Raw genomic sequence first — 16,155 nt, 5'->3', positions numbered from 1 at the left:
AATTAACTGGTGCTAAATTATTCGATAAGAAATAGTAAACCGTCGGTTGTTTGCAATAAAAAACCTCCTGATCTTTAAAAATCAGGAGGTACAATTCATTAATCAGGCTAAATTAGTTACCTGTAGCTGTCCAGGTATTATTATCTGTATTCGAATCTGGCAATACTTTATTAGGATCTAAAGTAACGGATTCGATCTCTTCAGTTGTTGGATAGCGTACCAACCAAGTCGCGTTTTTCATCCAAACATCAACAGGAATTTTTACGATGTCCGTTTTACCGCTTTTGGTTTTAACCTGCAGGATAATTGGCATTGGCATTTTCTCCAGGTTTACAACTTTAATCGCGTAGCCCACCAATTTATCATCTTGCTTAACAGCCTCAACACCAGCAATACCCTGATCCATTTTCCAGTTGTTTAACCACCAGCTTCTCCAAAACCAGGCTAAATCTTCGCCAGCACCATTCTCCATTGAACGAAAGAAATCAAATGGGGTTGGATGTTTAAATGCCCAGTTTTTAATGTATTGACGGAAAGCATAATCGAAACGATCTTCACCTAAAATCTGATTTCTCAGGATATCTAAGCCCCATCCTGGTTTATAATATAAATTAATACCTATATTACGTTCCGCCATACCATCAGGCATTAACATCATGTTTTCATAAACCGGATTTCCGATGGTGCTTTTACCAACTTTATTCATATCGGTTGGCTGAGCGGCATACTCACCTTTATTAAAACTACTTTTAGAAATACCGTTGATAAAAGTATTGAAGCCTTCATCCATCCAACCATATTTACGTTCGTTGGAACCCACAATCATAGGGAACCAGGTATGGCCGAATTCGTGATCGATTACGCCCCATGCACCTGCTTTTTTAGCTTTCCAACCACAAAAAACAATACCAGGATATTCCATCCCACCTACATTGGTAGCCACATTAACTGCCATTGGATATGGATATTCGAACCATTTGCCTGAGTAATGCTCAATGGTAGATTTTACATATTCTACACCACGGCCATATGCATCAACACCGTTGCTTTCTACAGGTTGTGCAGAAACGGCCAGGGATTTTTTACCGCTTGGCAAATTGATCTTTGCTGCATCTAACACAAAAGATTTAGATGAAGCCCAGGCCGCATCGCGTGCATTTAAGATTTTAAATCTCCAGGTTAATTTATCTTTCGCCGGACGGGATTTTGGATCTGTTACCTCTTCTTCTGTACGGATGTGAACGGTAGCATCGCTAAGTTTAGCGGCATTCCACCTTTTTAATTGTTCTGGTGTAAAAACTTCGGCAGGGTTTAATAATTCGCCCGAACCCATTACGATATGGCTTGCCGGTGCGGTGATGGCAAAATTAATATCGCCATATTCGCAATAAAATTCACCGCCGCCCCAATAAGGCAAAGTATTCCATCCTAGCACATCATCATACACACACATGCGTGGAAACCACTGTGCAATGGCAAAAATTTCGCCATTTTTTGTGGTTAAATGTCCTGTTCTGTCTGAACCCTCTTTTGGGATAACGAAAGAATAGTCCATTTTAACAGTTACAATATCACCATTAGCCGCCATTGGTTGGTCTAAACGGATCTGCATGCGCGTATCTTCTACCAAAGAAGTAAATTTTACAGCAGCAGCTTTTTGCGAAACACTGATGTTCTGGATTTTATAACCACCATCAAATTTTTCACCTTGTGCACCATAACGGCTACGCGCTGGTGTAATGGCATAGCCACGTGAAGTTTCTTTAAAGGTATTCTGATCTAATTGCAGCCATAAATAGGGTAATTTATCGGGACTATTATTTTTGTAAGTAATGGTAACGGTACCCGTAACCGTATTTTTAGTTTCATCGAGATTAGCGGTAATGTTGTAATCAACGCGGTTTTGCCAATATTTTGGTCCGGGTGCACCAATTGCAGAGCGGAATTCGTTCCCGTTTTGTGTATAAAATAGTGGGCCAAAGGCTTCAGCAGGATTATAATTGGTTGCTGGCGCCGGTGTTGTAGCTTGTTGTGCCGATGCGGAAAAGGCAAAAACGCAACAAACCAAACATAAAGTTATTAGTTTAGTCAATTTCATGATAATAATAAGGTTGTAATCAGGCCGTAAATATAAAAAATAACCACATATAGATTTATATGTGGTTATAATGTTACCAATGATGGTTATAATGCTACCGATAGTAATTACCGAATATTAATTCGCTTTTAATTTGGGTAAATCCTGAAGTTTTCTTTCTTGCTGGGTTAATTTTTTCCATGCTACAAAGGCACGGGAAATATAATAAGCATAACGGTATGGCCTTTCTGCCTTTACTGTCTCAACTGAGGGGCGATAAATAATCATGAAGTTTTTGAGTTCCTCCCCCTCTAGCTTGGTCATATCCGTAATGGCTTTTGCGGTAAAGTTCTCATCAATTTCCTGGAGATACATTTCCTTTTCCTCCAAATCAGCCTCTTTTCGTTGTTGTCTTCTATATTTACCATAGCCAAGGTTTAGGTTTAAGCCTCCAACCTTGTCGGTCATACGCTTACGGTTTAGGTTTCCACCTGTACTTAATAACGTATATTTTTCAGCTAATGGATCTTTCGCATCTGTAACCTGACTATTCATCCGCACTGCTGTAATATCTACATCTTTTAAACTGTTCGATTTAACGGGAAGATATATCGTTCTATTTAACAGGTTGGTTAAGTACAACGTATCGGTATGATAGCCAACGGCAGAAAACTCTAAAAGATCGCCAATATTGGCACTAATGGTATATCTACCTTCTTTATTTGTACTGGTTGATTTTTTACTGTTCAGATTTCTGATACTAACACCAGGGAGAGAGAGCGTTTTTTTCGAGTAATCGAAAACCGTGCCTGTAGTTACCGTTTGTGCAAAAACGCCAATTGGCAAGGTAAGCAATAGAAAAATGATCAGTTTGTACATACTCAAAAGTAACTTAGTTCGACATTTAAAAGCTGCATTTAACAAACTTTAACATTAGAACAATTGAATCAGGCTAGTGTTTTTAAATAATTGTCATCATCAAATCCAATTAATATGGCTTTGTTGTTCTGCTCAACAATCGGACGTTTTATTGCGCTGGTATTTTCTTTTAAATAAGCTATCGCCAAATCTTGGTTGTCAATTTTAGCCTGCTCTTCTTTAGTTAGTTTTTTCCAGGTTAAACCTTTGCGGTTTAATACCGTTTCCCAACCGAAGGTATTACACCATTCATTTAATTTTTCAGTTGTAATGCCTTTTTTCTTGAAATCATGAAATTCAAAATCAACCTGATGTGCTTTTAACCAATCGAGCGATTTTTTAACTGTATTGCAATTTGGAATTCCGTAAACGGTCATATTGAATGAATGAATTTTGAATGAGTGACTGAATGTAAAAGCAAAGTTAATAAACTGTTTAGCTTTATACTTAATATTTTGAAGATCCTTGTTTTATTGTGGTGCTGGATGTGGTGTCAGATATTTCTATCTGACACTAATCGTGATTATTCATTTGGGTATGAACCCAACTATCAGTCAGATGGTAACATCTGACAGCACAACGAAGAAAGTTGACAACGCTAAAAACCGATCTTAAAATCTAAAAATCCTATTCATTCATCACATTTTTTGCCCCATCCATCACATTTTAAATATTGGTGCCGATTCTCTTCGTAAAATTGTGGTATAAACTAAAACAAATGGTAATTCTTTCAGGCAACCCATCAACAACAAAGACCAAAAACATCAACCAGCTTGAGTTTTGGATTTCTACAACACTATATATTCTGGCATTGATCAGTATTTGTTCATCTACTATTTACAGCAGGGGCAATTCTTATCGTTTTGAAGAAAGCCAAATTGATTATAGTGTAATGTCAAATTACTTTGTCCCCGAATTATTTAAGATCAGTATTTTGTACATCAGTTTTCTATTGTTCAATTTTTTCTTCATGCCTCAACTGGCAAATAAAAAAAATATTGCACTCAATATCATTCTTAGCATTTTGATAACATCGTTTTCCGTTGTTGCATGGATGATTTTTAACACCTACGCTCAAGCTTACCGCCTGTTAGAATATGATAACATCGATAACGCTTACGGGATCTTTTTCGGGGAGGCATTTACCTATATTTTCTTTCTCTATCTACTCTTTAATGCCTACGCATATTTTAACGAGCGGGGCCTTGAAATGTTAAATAGAATTCGATTTTTAAAAAGCTTTAACAACAATATCATTCCAGAACTTTTTACCGCTACCAGAATCTGGCTGATTACGCTGATGATTTTTGCAGCTATATTTTCGGTAAGGATAGATTACGAAATATTGATCGTTTGGCTAATTGTACCACCTGTAAACATTTTCTTTGCTTTTTGTGCTATTTATTACATCATTCCAAATCTTAGAAAGAATTTTAAAGGTTTTGGCCGGTATTTTTGGGGAAATGTAGGTTTAACCATTATCATTTCACTTTTGCTGCTAATTATCCTTATTCCCTTTATGCGTAATGGCGAAGTGATACCAGTTACCTTAATTTTAAATGCGATATGTTTAATCTGCATTACCACACCATCGGCCTGGTATATTTACAAGCATAAATTTGAAAAGCTCAGCGAAATTCAGATGCTCAAAACGGAATTGGGCAAATCGGATGCGAACCTAAATTTCTTAAAATCGCAGATCAATCCGCATTTCTTATTCAATGCTTTAAATACCTTATTCGGAACAGCTTTGCAGGAAAATGCAGAAAGAACGGGCGAAGGGATCCAGAAACTGGGCGATATGATGCGTTTTATGCTCCATGAAAATACCCAGGATAAAATTTCGTTAACCCGCGAGGTAGAATACCTGAACAACTATATTGATTTACAAAAGCTGCGCACCTCCCGCTCTGCAGATATCAGGATCGACACGCATATTGAAGAACAGTTAAATAGCCTGCAGATTACGCCGATGCTGTTGATTCCATTTATTGAAAATGCATTTAAACATGGTATTAGTTTGCAGCAGCCTTCGTACATTAAAATCACCTTGCAAACCAAAGAAAAAACTTTGTATTTTGACGTAAGCAATAGCATTTACATTAAGGCAGATAACGATCCGGAAAAATTAAAAAGTGGCATCGGACTAGAAAATGTTAAACAACGTTTATCATTACTTTACTATGGAAAACACGAATTGATTATCCGTGAAAGTGCCAATGAGTTTTTTGTTCATTTAACTTTGCAATTGGATTAGTGATACGTATCTTTCAGAAATCAAATAAACGGGTAAATAATTTAAATTGATAAATTTGGGTGATCCGTCATTTCGACTGGAGCGCAGCGTAATGGAGAAATCTTTGACCAAAGTTTAAAAGATTTCTCCACTACGGTCGACATGACGATCTCCTTTGAGCTACTAAAGATGCTTCCTTCGTCAGCATGACAGAAGAGAAAAACACAAAGAACAAATAAAAAATGATTGCCATTGCCATAGATGATGAACCGATTGCATTAGAGATTATAAAATCTCACGCCTCAAAAGTTCCATTTGTAACATTGCAGCAAACTTTTACAGATGCCTTTGCGGCCATTAGCTATCTTCAGCAGAACAAGGTTGATTTAATTTTTCTGGATATCAAAATGCCCGATATCAGTGGAATTGATTTTTTAAAAAGTTTGAGCAAGCCACCAATGGTTATTTTTACAACAGCCTACACAGAGCATGCTGTGCAGAGTTTTGAACTCGATGCTGTAGATTATCTGCTAAAGCCTTTTTCACTTTCTCGTTTCCTAAAGGCTTGTAATAAAGCCCAGGAACTCTTTAACCTACGCAACCAGAAGGAGGAAACAAAAACAGCATATATTTTCGTAAAGGACGGTTACGAGCAAATTAAGGTGGAGCTGGACGAAATTCTTTATGTGGAGGCTTCAGGCAATTACACCCAGATACAGCTAAAAGACAAACTTTTAAGCTCGAGGATTACCATTAACGATTTGGCTGAACTGTTGCCAAAAGCAGATTTTATCCGCTGTCACCGGGCTTTTATTGTAGCTAAAAACAAAATATCCAAATTTGACCGCAGCCAGATTTGGATTGGAGAAAAAATTATTCCTATAGGTGCAACTTATACCAATATTAACCTTACTTAGATGTCATGTTGTCAAAAGGACTCCTATGGAGAGCCTGTCGAAACACCTTAAAGAATGTTTAACAGGCCCTTTGACAAGCTCAGGATGACAAATCTATATTTATGATGCAGCTTCTTCTACTTCTTTAGCTAAACTCTGAAATAAATTCAGGGTGACGGTCAAAACACTATGGCTTTACATTCACCCTTATTCCTGCTGAGTGTGTGGTAAACTCTGGTGCATACATACTTTGCAAAGAGGTAATTCCATTTGAAAAATTTCCGGCATGCGTAACCCGCAAAGGGTATTCAAATACGTAAGTTCCTTTAGGCATATAACTGATAAAGAAATTGGTTGAAGCATCTTTTGTACTTTCGTAATAACCTAAACCATCCTGATATTTATACCTCGAGATTACGTTCACAGGTTCAAAACCCGATGAACGCATATCTTTCAAATGAATATATTCCATATCTCGGTCGCAATAAATTTCAATACGCACTTTCAACAAATCGCCAGGTGCCAAAATATTGGTTGCCGTAAGCGGAGTTAGAACATCGCCTTTTGCGCTAGCTTTTTGAACAAACAATTGTTTGTTGATTTTAACACCTGTGTTGGCCGGCGTAATTTTATCCAGTTGCTCAAAATATTGCCAGTACAATGCGCCCCAGGCTACGGTTTGGTTGTTATTTTTAACCTGTACTTTTCCCATTTCTGGTTTTATATTAGCCGCTGTAATGGTTAATTTTTGGTAACCCGTTCCGGCTTCTTTTACGGCATTAGGCTGCTGCAATTCTGCTATTTTTTGACCACCTATAGTTATTTCAGACTCATTGCGCTCCGTCAGAAGATCAGTACCTCTCATTAGCAATGCATAACATGCCGCCGCAGTGGCTTTGGTTGTTTTCCAATCGTTGGTCTGTTTGTTTTTGAGCAACCAGATTTTCATTTCCTCCACGGATTTGGCATCGTTAGTCACTTCGTCGAAAGCCTCTATTAATAAAGCCTGTGTTTCTATCGGGCTTTGGTACCACCACCAGCCAGCTTTATTTGTAGCCCAGTACATACCCAGTTCATCATTTTGCTGAGCCGTTTGATTTAATAATGCAATGATTCTTTTGGCTTCTACCTCATTGTTGGCTCTATTTAAAACCAAGGCGGTTTGTGCCAACTGGTAAGTATCAAAGGTTTTCCAGTTTGCCATTAATTTTTTCAGATAGAAATCTTTGGCCTTTAAAAAATCTGCATTGTTATTTTTTTGATTGGTGTAACTTCTGGCGAATAGGTAGTGCAATGGCAAATAGGCAAACCGTTTTCCTTTCACTTCATCCTTATAATCTTTAACCAGCTGTGCATCTAAATAAATAATGGCTTTGTTAAGCATTACATTAAAATTAGGATAAGCTTTTTCGTCAATCAGTTTTAGTTTTTTTAACTGGCCCATTCCTAAAACTATGTGCTGTGTAATGTACCGGTCTTCCTGCATGCCGTTAAACCACGGAAAGGCACCATTGTTAAATTGCATCTTCTCTAACTTTTCGAAATTGTTTTTCAACTCGTATGTCATTCTATTCAAATCGAAAAGTATGGCCAACCGCTTTTTACGCTCATTTTCATTATCGGCACTATGTACCCAAGGCGTTTCTTCTAACAAAATTGATTTGAGCTCCTGGTTTTTCTCTAAGTTAGATAAGAGGGCTTCGCCATTATTTGTATTTTGCCATTGTTCGAAAACGGTTTTAATTTTTGGTGAGGAATTAATGATACCTGTTGCAAAACTATTGGCATAAAACCGGCTAAAGGTTTGTTCAGCACACTCATAGGGGTATTCCATTAAATAAGGTAATGCCTGCACGGCATACCAGATGGGATTTGAGGTAAACTCGAAAGTTAAACTTTGGTTACGTAAGGTTTTTGAAACTCCTGATTTCTCCAGCTTCTCAAAGTCGAAAGTTTTACTGGTATTACCACGCACGTTTATGGGCATACTTTCGGTAACCAACATGGCATTTGCCAAAACGGGAATGGTATTTTCTTCACCATCGCTAAACTTGCCACTTTGGGCCAAAACTTTATAGGTAATGGCATTAATACCGGATGGAATAATTAATGTCCATTTTAAAACAGCATTTCCTGCATCATCAACTTCGAAAGTTTTTTCGGTTTTTTCGTTTGTTCCAAAAATCTGGATCGGTTTTGCAGTTAAGGCATCGGTAAGTGCTAAACTGGCATTGCCAATAAGTTTTTTGCCTGCCAGGTTATTTAGTTTGGCGCTTAATAAAATGGTATCCCCTTCGCGGAAAAAACGTGGCGCATTAATGGCAATGGCCAATTGTTTCTGGGTAACCAATTCGTTGGTAATAAATGCCGTTTTTAAATCTTTGGTGTGCGCAAACCCCATCATTTTATAGCGCGTTAAACTTTGAGGGATGGTAAACTCGATCTTGATTTCGCCTTTGGCATCGGTTAGCAATTGCGGATAAAAAAATGCGAGCTCGTTAAAGTTGGTACGTGGAGTGATGTCAGTCTTTTTGTTTTTAAGTGCCTCTACTTCTTGACGCAGTGTTGGATCTTTCTGATCAATCGGTGCCCCAGCACTTAAGATTAAATCTTCAATTGCACTATTATCAGCAGCCCTACTGCCATAAATAGCGTCTGTCGCCACACCTGCTACCTTCCCTTTTAAGGTAGCTGAACCTCTGATCTGGATCGCAGCGGTTGACATCTCCTTTTTCTGCGACCCATAGCCCACAACCACCACCTCATTTAAAGCTTGCCCATCTTCTTTCAGGGTTACATCAATCCGTTTTTTAGTACCTACTTTTATAGTGTAGCCCTTAAAGCCCAGAAAAGCGAAACTCAATGTTTCCCCTGCTTTAGCATCAATAGTATAAATACCAAAAACATTTGTGGTTGTTACTGTTTTGCCAGATTTTACCTGTACACCCGGCAATATTTCACCATGCGCATTGAATACCACCCCGTAGCTTAATTTACCATTGGCCAACTCTGCTAATTTCTGAACAGCCTCTGGAGATAAACCTCTTTTTTTGGGCTTTTTCAGATTGTTTATGTAATTGCGGTAACTATAGTTGTAGCCACCATAATAATTGTAACCGAATAAATTAAGGTTTTCGTAACCACGTGTAATTACGCCAAAATTATTTTCAGACCTTAAAAACCATAAATAACCTGGGTTCGCGACGTCATTTACAGTGAAATTCCAAGTGTAAAAATAATAGTTAAAGCCTGTTGGTAACTGCGTATTCCAATCCATTCTTTTCAAGTCGTCCAAACTTGCGTCGTATAGCGTAGCCACCATTTCGGCCATCTGCTTTTCGCCATTTTTATTACTGATCTGTAGTTTCCAGCTTTCTTTTTCACCGGGTTGAAGTTTATTTCTAAAGGTTAAAAACCTAATATCTAGCTCTTTTTTCGGATCTATAATTTTAACCTGTTGCATAGAACTGTAAACCATACCTTGGTGTACCATGGTAAACTGTACGGCAAAACCATCCTCATAATTACCTTTTGGTTTAATTTTAACAAAACTTTGTTTTGGCGATAGATTAAGCCATACCTTTTCGGCTATACTATCACGATAATAAACCTCATAATATGCCCTGCTGTTATCGGCTAAGCCTGCCAAGCGGAAAACAGCACTTTCAGTCGGTTTAATTATGCTTACTTCAGGAGCAATCCATTCGATATTAGATTGTATCGTTGCAGGCGCTTCATTATAGATAATTAAATACTTATCTACTTTAATGGTATCGTCCTGCTCGTTTATGGCCATTAAATTGATTTTATAATAACCTGGTTTTAGATTTTTTTGATTGAAGATTAAACTCCCCCGACCATTTTCAGCAATCGCGCTTTGTTTTAATTCTACCGATTTTATTGGCCATTTGGCTACTTCGAGCTCGTTGTTATAATCCTCATCCGGAAAATTTTTAATAAACTCCTCTTTACTTAATGCATAGTTTTCGGCATAAAACGGACTCTTGTTCATTAACCTGGATGGCGCCTGCAACAAACTCCATTCTGCCTTAATATTCGCTTTAATGGGTTCGTTGTTTAAATTGGTTACCCAGAATGGGATACTATCGGTTTTGTTGCTTATATAAATAACCTGTTCGGCACTGACGTTAAGGTTAATATCTTTTTGCCCCACATTTATAACTGTGGTTTTCGTTCGGGTTTCGCCGTTTAAATCCGTTACCTCAGTTTCAATTTCGTAGCTATAATTCTGTTTGGTATTGGCGGCCTTTGCAAAAAAGATAATATCGAATTTGCCACCTGGTTTGGTATTTGTTTTGCCAATGGCAATCTGTTTTCTTTCGATATATATATTTGAACCATAAATAGCACTATGCTGTGCGTAAGTTAGGCGATAATCGTACATCGCCCTGCGGAAAATCTTATAATTTACCTTTGCATTATTTACGGAATATCCTGAAAATGAACTGGCTTTACCTTGTACCTTAATGCTGTCGTTCAGTTTGTAGTGCTGATTAGGTTTATCAAAAAGCACTTCAAAAGTTGGGCGTTTATATTCTTCTACCTGTATATTAATGCGGCCATAATCGGTTTCAATTTCCATCTGGCCATTTAATTTCCCCATCGGGATACTAAACGAACCTTGAAAAGTGCCAAAATCATTGCTCGTTACATTGGTCGAAGTTATTTCCTTTCCGTTAGCATCATTAAAAAAAACCTCAAGTGTTTTATTTACTTCTATTTTATTTTTACCATCTTTCGATTGCAAGCATATACCCTTATAGTAAATGGTTTGCCCTGGCCGATAAATAGGTCTGTCAGTAAAAAGAATTACACGTTCTTTATCATCCTCATCCCGATAGGTGTTATAATTATTGATGTTTACTTTCAATTCGTCTTTCCCAAAAGTAGCCACCGCAAAAGACATATTCGCATCGGTTTCATTTGTAGTTGCATAACCATTTTCATTAGTGGTAATTAAATCGCCATTAATATATTTCCGCTTGTTGTAATCATATCGCTGTTGCTGGATCTTAACATTCTTCAATGGTGCACCGTTGCTAAGCTGGCTAACAAAATATTCATGTTTTTCAATATTGCGCCTGTTGATTACAGCCATTGCAGTAACCTTAAAATTAATATTGCTATAAACAGTATCTTTTTGTTCACGGTTAATGGTTTGGGCAATCAAAGTATAATTACCAAAGGGTAAACCATCTATTTTATCAATTAAGGTATGGCTTTGATAATCAGTGGTTTTTGGTACTATGACAAACCATTTTTTGATTACTTTATTCTGATTAAAAAAAGTTAAAAAGCCAGCTTTGTTTTTAAACTGTTCGTAATCATTTTGAGGTTCGGGTGCTTTAAACAGCCTGACATGTACTGTATCTGTATTTTTATATGATAAATATAACTGTGCAGGTTTATCCGGCTGGATATATCCTTTTATTTTAGTTGATAATTCGCTGCTTTTAATCTGCTTGATTAAATTTTCTGCATTTTGCGCACCGATACTTTTAGGATAGGCCTCAACAGCTTTTTTGGCCAAGGCAACGGCTGTTAAAAGGTTTTGTTTGTTGGTATCAACAGGCAATTGCGCATTTTTATGCATAAGGGCCTGTTCATATAAAATATCGGCATAAACTTCGGTTTGGGTGCTTTGTTCAGCTAAATTACTCAAAGCGTTATTGTACAATTCCTGATTATCGCCACTAAAATTTCGTTGTATAAATTTTAAGCGCTTTAAATCAACATCGGCCAATGCCGAAAAGTTATTGCTGTTTTGATGAAATCTGATCAGGTTTTTAAACAACTGCAAAGCTTGCGGCTTAAACAATGTACTATCATTTGTGAGTTCCATCGCTAAAAAATCCTGCTTGTTGCCAAACCAGGCAGCATTACTCATATCAATTGAGTCATCATCATATTGTGTAAGGCTTATCTGTGTGTTGCTAACAATATCGATGGCCCGGTGCGCAAGCAGGTCATACAGTGTTGGCCTGTAATTCCGGTTATTTTTATCACCCGCCAAAACTGCATCCAAAACATCAACTTTAGTTTGTTGCAAAATCTGGGCTTCTTTTAACGATAACAGGTAATACTTTATCGTTTCTTCGTTTAGTTTTTTAATGCTCCAGGTTTTAATGTCATTGCCAATATCGCCCTGTACTTGTGTACGCAATTCAATTTGCCACCTGTTTTGTTGCAAATAATTCCAATACGTTTCGGCTAAAAGCGACTGTAAAATGCTTTTTTCGGGTTGTTTGGCATTGCTGATGTCTGTGCGCAGGCTAACCAAAATTTTATCAAAGGCATTCTCTTCCAAATAGCTTTGAAACATCATCCGGTAGATAACTGATTTGATCAGCAATGGTGCATTGTTCTCTTTCTTTGCCGCTTGATTTATTTTTTCAATCAAAGCCAGGGCATCTTTGGGTTTGGCCTGGTTAGCAAGAGAATCTACCCGATAAAAATCGGCCAGCGTATATTTATGCTGAGCAGAAACATCGAAAGAAAACAAAAAGGTAAAAAGAAATAAAGCGGAGATACGTAATGATATGTTCATAAGATGGCTTTGCGTTTTAATATAGATGGGCAGAACGTAAAAATTCCATAAGCGGTTAAAATTTTATGTGATTATTATACTAATCTAACCATAACTGAACTAAATGTTACAAGTAACAAACATTAAGGTTTTTAACATTCGCAGCATAACATTATCTTTGCCCCATGTCAACACAATTAAAAAATCTATCTGATTTCTCTCACACCACCGTTCCCAGTGGAGCAAACTATAAATTCGGAATTATTGTAGCCGAATGGAATGCCGAAATTACCGGTGCTTTGTACAATGGTGCTTTAAAAACATTATTAGCCAATGGTGTTGCCGAAGAAAATATAATTTCTTTACCGGTACCGGGAAGTTTCGAATTAACAGGTGGCGCAGAAATTCTATTGAGCAAAAGAAGCGATATAGATGCTGTAATCTGTTTAGGGTGCGTGATTCAGGGGGATACCAAACATTTCGATTTTATTTGCGATGCAGTAGCACAAGGTGTAACCAATGTTGGCATTAAATACAGTAAACCAGTTATTTTTGGTGTTTTAACGACCAATAACTTAGAGCAGGCACAAGATCGTGCTGGTGGCAAACATGGCAACAAAGGAGATGAGGCTGCAATTACAGCGATTAAAATGGCTGATTTTTCGGCTCAAATTTAGACTTGCGTTTTAATAATTATTTGTAACTTAGAAGTTTAAAAATTAACAGATCCCGATGAAACCATCATGACTGGTTCATGATCGCTTCATTATCATTGAAACAAACTTATGCAGATGAAAAAAGTAGCCATTTTATTATTGGCGGTGTTTTGCACCATTACCATTTTAGAATCTTGTTCTTCTAAGCTTTGTCCTGCTTATGGATCTTATCCTGAAGGAAAACGCAGAAGGAATTAATCCACATCATTTGTAATCTCATATTCAGGTCATTTACAGAACTTTATTTAACTGTAATTGTTGTCCTGTAAAACAATACGTATAATATCATGACTTGGGTTAACTTAACTTCAATAGAACAGCTTGACGAGATCAAGAATGCAAGCGGCTTTAGCCTTATTTTTAAACACAGCACGCGTTGCTCGATCAGTTTAATGGCTAAAAAAAACTTCGAATTTGATTGGGACATCATTCCTGCAGATACAAAACTTTACTTTTTAGATTTAATTAGCTACCGCGATATTTCCAACCAGATTGCAGAAATCTTTCAGGTAGCGCACCAATCACCACAGATTTTATTGATTAAAGATGGCGATTGTGTATTGGAAGCGTCGCATAGCGATATTTCTGCAGATGAAGTTGCAGAAGTAATTGCGGCTTAACCATAAAGTATTTTTCACAAAAGAGGGTATTCAAGCAATTGGATACCCTCTTTTGCGTGGTAAGAATATATGTCATAATTTTTTGAAAAGCAAGGTCCGGTTTGCTATCGGTTATTGTAGTCCTGCTGTACACTGTAGTCCCGATGAAACCTGCGAACAAGCAAGCACACCGTAAAAAACAAAAGAATAGTGCCCAAATCGGGAGCTGCCGTTCCCATCAGGTTTATAATTAAGGAGCAGTGCAAAACACACCAAGCGTTCCTATGGAACGAAAAAAATCCTCTTCCCTATATGTTACCTATTAAACGTTCCTAACGGAACGAAAGAAAACTGTTACTCAATGTTATTCATGAACCCCATCCCTCTGGTAAATATGGATGATATCGATAGCTAATATAACGTATTAGGCGTCCCAGCGGGACGCATCGTGGGTAGCAAATAACATTTTGTTATTTGTGTTCGTTCCGTAGGAACGTTTGGTGATACAAATGATCAATTACCTACCCCATTATATTCTGTGCGGACACAGACCATGGAAATACCTCAAACAAAAAAAGTCCCGATTTACATCGGGACCTTGTATAAAATTATATCGCTGTTTAACTAAGCAACTACAGTATTTTCTATTTTCAATACTTTCGATGTTCTTATTCTGGTTTCTTTGCAAAGTTCTGGGTCCTGAGCTAAGGCTTTTCCATAGGTTGGGATCATTTCTCTGATTTTCGCCTGCCATTCGTCGGTAGCTAAATCTTCTGCAAAGCAACGGTTTAATAGATCGAGCATGATAGAAACAGCTGTTGATGCACCAGGAGAAGCGCCCAACAAAGCCGCAATAGAACCATCAGCAGCACTTACCACCTCGGTACCAAACTCTAAAATACCGCCTTGTTTTTCGTCTTTTTTAATCACCTGAACACGCTGTCCAGCATATTCCAGTTCCCAATCTTTAAGTTCGGCAGTTGGCAAATATTCTTTCAACGCTTCCAGTCTGTCTTCTGGCGACTGCCTAACCTGCTCAATTAAATATTTTGTTAAATCGAGGTTGTGCAATCCGGCAGAAAGCATTGGGCGGATGTTATTAAATTTAATTGATTTTGGTAAATCCAGGAACGAACCATTTTTAAGAAATTTGGTCGAAAAACCAGCATAAGGACCAAATAACAATGCTTGTTTGCCATTAATCATTCTGGTATCTAAATGTGGAACCGACATTGGTGGTGCACCAACCGCAGCCTTACCATATACCTTTGCATGGTGTTTTTTAATAATTTCTTCATTGGTACATTTTAGCCATTGCCCACTTACAGGGAAACCGCCAAAACCTTTTCCTTCAGGAATATCTGATTTTTCCAATAATGGTAAAGAACCACCACCGGCACCGATAAATACAAATTTAGCTACTCGTTTACGTTTATCACCGGTTTCTAAATCTTTAACTTTTACAATCCAATTGCCGTCTTTATTCTTTTTCAAGTCACGGATTTCGTGATTGAAATGCAGATTAACATTACTTTGTTCCTTTAAGTTGTTAAACATATCACGGGTTAAGGTTCCAAAATTAACGTCGGTTCCCAGATCCATTTTTGTTGCTGCAACTTTTTCGCTCTTTTTACGGCCATCCATAATTAAGGGTGCCCAGTTTCTTACAAGCTCAGTATCCTCGGTATATTGCATATCGCTAAACAGATCACATTGGGTTAATGCGTCGTAGCGTTTTTTAAGATATTCTACATTCTTTTTCCCCCAAACAAAACTCATGTGAGGAATATTGCGGATAAAATTACAAGGGTCAGAAACCAATCCCTTGTTCACTAAATATGACCAAAATTGCTTGGAAACTTCAAAATGCTCAGCAATCTGAACAGCCTTTTTTATTTCAACCGTACCATCCTTCTTTTCGGGTGTATAGTTTAGTTCGCAAAAAGCAGAGTGTCCCGTTCCAGCATTATTCCAGGCATCAGAGCTTTCTGCCGCCGCAATATCTAAACGTTCGTAAATTTCTATGCTTAAATTGGGTTCTAATTGTTTTAACAAAACACCCAGGGTTGCACTCATGATGCCAGCCCCTATTAAAATTACATCAGCGTCAGTTTTACCAACTGTCTTTTTCTTTTTTGTCATCTTAGCTTAAAGGAGTTACAAATT

The 16,155-nt window shown here is 37.6% G+C and carries 10 protein-coding genes; 5 read left to right on the top strand and 5 right to left on the bottom strand.

Annotated features, from left to right (window positions below; all coding sequences use genetic code 11):
- Window positions 1-112: 112 nt before the first annotated feature.
- The 3 genes from LQ227_RS12095 to LQ227_RS12085 form a co-directional block, all read right to left on the bottom strand.
- Entirely contained in the window at window positions 113-2,098 is a 1,986-nt protein-coding gene (locus LQ227_RS12095; RefSeq protein ID WP_230144597.1) for a M1 family metallopeptidase, read from the bottom strand.
- Between the two features lie 117 nt (window positions 2,099-2,215).
- Complete coding sequence (locus tag LQ227_RS12090) at window positions 2,216-2,956, bottom strand: carboxypeptidase-like regulatory domain-containing protein (RefSeq protein WP_230144596.1); 741 nt, start codon at window positions 2,954-2,956, stop codon at window positions 2,216-2,218.
- Window positions 2,957-3,024: 68 nt separating this feature from the next.
- The gene (locus LQ227_RS12085; RefSeq protein WP_230144595.1) at window positions 3,025-3,372 is read right to left on the bottom strand and encodes a Spx/MgsR family RNA polymerase-binding regulatory protein; all 348 of its coding nucleotides are present in this window, start codon (window positions 3,370-3,372) and stop codon (window positions 3,025-3,027) included.
- A gap of 341 nt (window positions 3,373-3,713) precedes the next feature.
- Between LQ227_RS12085 and LQ227_RS12080 the strand changes: the two genes are divergently transcribed.
- The gene (locus tag LQ227_RS12080; protein ID WP_230144594.1) at window positions 3,714-5,252 is read left to right on the top strand and encodes a sensor histidine kinase; all 1,539 of its coding nucleotides are present in this window, start codon (window positions 3,714-3,716) and stop codon (window positions 5,250-5,252) included.
- Between the two features lie 221 nt (window positions 5,253-5,473).
- Window positions 5,474-6,148 carry a LytTR family DNA-binding domain-containing protein gene (locus tag LQ227_RS12075; RefSeq protein WP_230144593.1) on the top strand — a complete coding sequence of 225 codons (675 nt, stop codon included), beginning with the start codon at window positions 5,474-5,476 and terminating at the stop codon, window positions 6,146-6,148.
- Between the two features lie 166 nt (window positions 6,149-6,314).
- On the opposite strand, the gene LQ227_RS12070 is transcribed toward LQ227_RS12075, so the two are convergent.
- Window positions 6,315-12,695, bottom strand: a complete 6,381-nt coding sequence (locus LQ227_RS12070) for an alpha-2-macroglobulin (RefSeq protein WP_230149475.1) — start codon at window positions 12,693-12,695, stop codon at window positions 6,315-6,317.
- 164 nt (window positions 12,696-12,859) lie between these two features.
- On the opposite strand from LQ227_RS12070, the gene ribH reads away from it, so the two are divergent.
- The 3 genes from ribH to ytxJ all read left to right on the top strand — a co-directional run bounded on the left by ribH (window position 12,860) and on the right by ytxJ (window position 14,010).
- Complete coding sequence (ribH, locus tag LQ227_RS12065; RefSeq protein ID WP_025145257.1) at window positions 12,860-13,351, top strand: 6,7-dimethyl-8-ribityllumazine synthase; 492 nt, start codon at window positions 12,860-12,862, stop codon at window positions 13,349-13,351.
- Between the two features lie 114 nt (window positions 13,352-13,465).
- A complete protein-coding gene (locus LQ227_RS25575) occupies window positions 13,466-13,588 on the top strand; it encodes a hypothetical protein (RefSeq protein WP_255420130.1) in 123 nt (40 codons plus the stop codon).
- An 89-nt stretch (window positions 13,589-13,677) separates the two neighbouring features.
- A complete protein-coding gene (ytxJ, locus tag LQ227_RS12060) occupies window positions 13,678-14,010 on the top strand; it encodes a bacillithiol system redox-active protein YtxJ (RefSeq protein ID WP_230149473.1) in 333 nt (110 codons plus the stop codon).
- Window positions 14,011-14,613: 603 nt separating this feature from the next.
- Here the strand turns inward: ytxJ and LQ227_RS12055 are convergent.
- The gene (locus LQ227_RS12055) at window positions 14,614-16,131 is read right to left on the bottom strand and encodes a malate:quinone oxidoreductase (protein WP_230144590.1); all 1,518 of its coding nucleotides are present in this window, start codon (window positions 16,129-16,131) and stop codon (window positions 14,614-14,616) included.
- Between the last annotated feature and the right edge of the window lie 24 nt (window positions 16,132-16,155).

It is taken from the genome of Pedobacter sp. Bi27, from assembly GCF_918698255.1.
Lineage (GTDB): Bacteria > Bacteroidota > Bacteroidia > Sphingobacteriales > Sphingobacteriaceae > Pedobacter.
Note: the sequence above shows the minus strand (reverse complement) of the source record. Positions and strands in the feature narration are given on the sequence as shown.

What these genes read in the sequence shown, in the direction of transcription:
- LQ227_RS12095 (WP_230144597.1), bottom strand. Translation starts at nt 2,098, where the DNA reads ATGAAATTGACTAAACTAATAACTTTATGTTTGGTTTGTTGCGTTTTT.
- LQ227_RS12090 (WP_230144596.1), bottom strand. Translation starts at nt 2,956, where the DNA reads ATGTACAAACTGATCATTTTTCTATTGCTTACCTTGCCAATTGGCGTT.
- LQ227_RS12085 (WP_230144595.1), bottom strand. Translation starts at nt 3,372, where the DNA reads ATGACCGTTTACGGAATTCCAAATTGCAATACAGTTAAAAAATCGCTC.
- LQ227_RS12080 (WP_230144594.1), top strand. Translation starts at nt 3,714, where the DNA reads ATGGTAATTCTTTCAGGCAACCCATCAACAACAAAGACCAAAAACATC.
- LQ227_RS12075 (WP_230144593.1), top strand. Translation starts at nt 5,474, where the DNA reads ATGATTGCCATTGCCATAGATGATGAACCGATTGCATTAGAGATTATA.
- LQ227_RS12070 (WP_230149475.1), bottom strand. Translation starts at nt 12,695, where the DNA reads ATGAACATATCATTACGTATCTCCGCTTTATTTCTTTTTACCTTTTTG.
- ribH (WP_025145257.1), top strand. Translation starts at nt 12,860, where the DNA reads ATGTCAACACAATTAAAAAATCTATCTGATTTCTCTCACACCACCGTT.
- LQ227_RS25575 (WP_255420130.1), top strand. Translation starts at nt 13,466, where the DNA reads ATGAAAAAAGTAGCCATTTTATTATTGGCGGTGTTTTGCACCATTACC.
- ytxJ (WP_230149473.1), top strand. Translation starts at nt 13,678, where the DNA reads ATGACTTGGGTTAACTTAACTTCAATAGAACAGCTTGACGAGATCAAG.
- LQ227_RS12055 (WP_230144590.1), bottom strand. Translation starts at nt 16,131, where the DNA reads ATGACAAAAAAGAAAAAGACAGTTGGTAAAACTGACGCTGATGTAATT.